The sequence below is a fragment of the Pseudomonas sp. EU05-FHT14B02 genome, from assembly GCF_058791055.1.
Window position 1 is genome coordinate 1 of sequence record NZ_JBYTDD010000060.1, and the last position, 1,824, is coordinate 1,824.

Annotated in this window: 1 protein-coding gene; it reads left to right on the plus strand. The window is 62.6% G+C overall.

Annotated elements, in window-relative coordinates:
• Positions 1-1,824, plus strand: a 1,824-nt coding sequence (locus tag AC3WTM_RS29450) for a multicopper oxidase domain-containing protein (RefSeq protein ID WP_492574118.1), incomplete at both ends; no start/stop codon positions are given.

The following is a 1,824-nucleotide window of genomic DNA, read 5'->3' on the forward strand; positions in this document are numbered from 1 at the left end:
GGCCAACATGGGTTTCGGCCTGCACACCCTCAGCACCCACGAACACAACGGCCACTCCCCGGCGGAAAGCGACGGCTTTTCCAATGCGTTTTTCTTTCCGGGGCAGTACTACGACTATCGCTGGCCGATCCAGCTGGCCGGTTACGACAGCATCAACACCAGCGCTCAGGATCCACGCGCGGCGTTCCCCTGCGCCCCGGGCGAAACCCTGTATGTCAACGATGCCACACCGGGCCTCAAGACCTGCAACAACGGCAGCATCAAGATCCGTGGCGACTGGCGCGAAACCATGAGCACCCACTGGTTCCACGACCACATGCTCGATTTCACCGCGCAGAACGTCTACAAGGGCAACGCGGTGATGATGAACTACTACAGCGCCCTGGATCGTGGCAACGAAGCGCTGCAAGACGGCGTCAACCTGCGCCTGCCCAGCGGTTCGGCGTTGCCCTGGGGCAACCGCGACTATGACGTCAACCTGCTGCTGGCCGACAAGGCCTGGGACGCCAATGGCCAATTGTGGTTCAACCCGTTCAACACCGACGGTTTTCTCGGCGACCAGCTCCTGGTCAACTGGCAGTACCAGCCACGCCTGAAGGTACGGGCGCGCAGCTATCGCTTCCGCATCCTCAATGGCTCGGTGTCACGTTTCTTCAGGATCGCACTGGTGCGTGAAATCGTCGGCACTGGTGGCGAATTCCCCGGCCCGGCAGGTTCCGGCCTGTCCTATACCCGCGTGCCGTTCCACATGATCGCCAACGACGGCAACCTCATGGAACACGCCGTGCCGTTCGACGGCAGCATGGACCTGGACGCCGACGGCGATGTACAGGACCACAACGCCATCCTGCCCGCCCTGGGCATCGCCGAGCGTTACGACATCATCGTCAACTTCGCGAAAAACGGGATCAGCACAGGCGACAAGCTGTACTTCGTCAACCTGATGGAGCACCACAACGGCAAGGGGCCGGAGAGTTTGCCGCTGAGCCTGGCCGATGTCCTGTCCGGCAAGTACAAGGCGGTGCTCAAGCTCGGCAGTAACGGGCTGCAATGGGACGCCGGCGACCCGGTGGTGGGCAAGTTCATGCAGATGGTGGTCCAGCCTTATGCCGGCCAGGACGTGAGCATGAACCCCGCCGACTACGAACCCGCCAAGCCGGGCAAGCCGGTGGGTAAAACCATGCTTCCGCTGACCCTCAACCGTGACGACCCGACGGTGCAGGCCAAACTGAAACTGGCGCGCCATCGCGAGTTCATCTTCGGCCGCTCCGACGGTACCGACGAAGCCCCCTGGACGATCAAGACCGACGGCGGTTTAGGCTTCCAGATGGACCCTCGGATCATCAGCGCCGCTCCGCAACTGGCCACCGGCCCGACCGCTGCCGGGTTCTCCGGCGACGGCACTCTGGAAGTATGGAAAATCAGGAACGGCGGCAACGGCTGGAACCACCCGGTGCACGTGCACTTCGAAGAAGGCATCGTCCTCAACCGCGACGGCAAGGCACCACCGGAATGGGAAAAATGGGCGCGCAAGGACGTCTATCGCATCGGCGAGGGCATCGACAGCTCGGTGGACGTGGACATTGCGATCCGCTTCCGTGAGTTCGCCGGGACCTACATGGAGCATTGCCATAATACCCAGCACGAGGACACCTCCATGTTGCTGCGCTGGGATGTCGAGCACCCCGGCCAGTTCCAGTTGATGCCAACGCCCCTGCCCGGCTGGGACGGCGTCACCTACGTCAATTCCGCCGCGCTGCCGACCTTCCGCACTGGCGATACACGTGTCGAGGACCCCGATAACCAAAAACCGATCGCCAACGC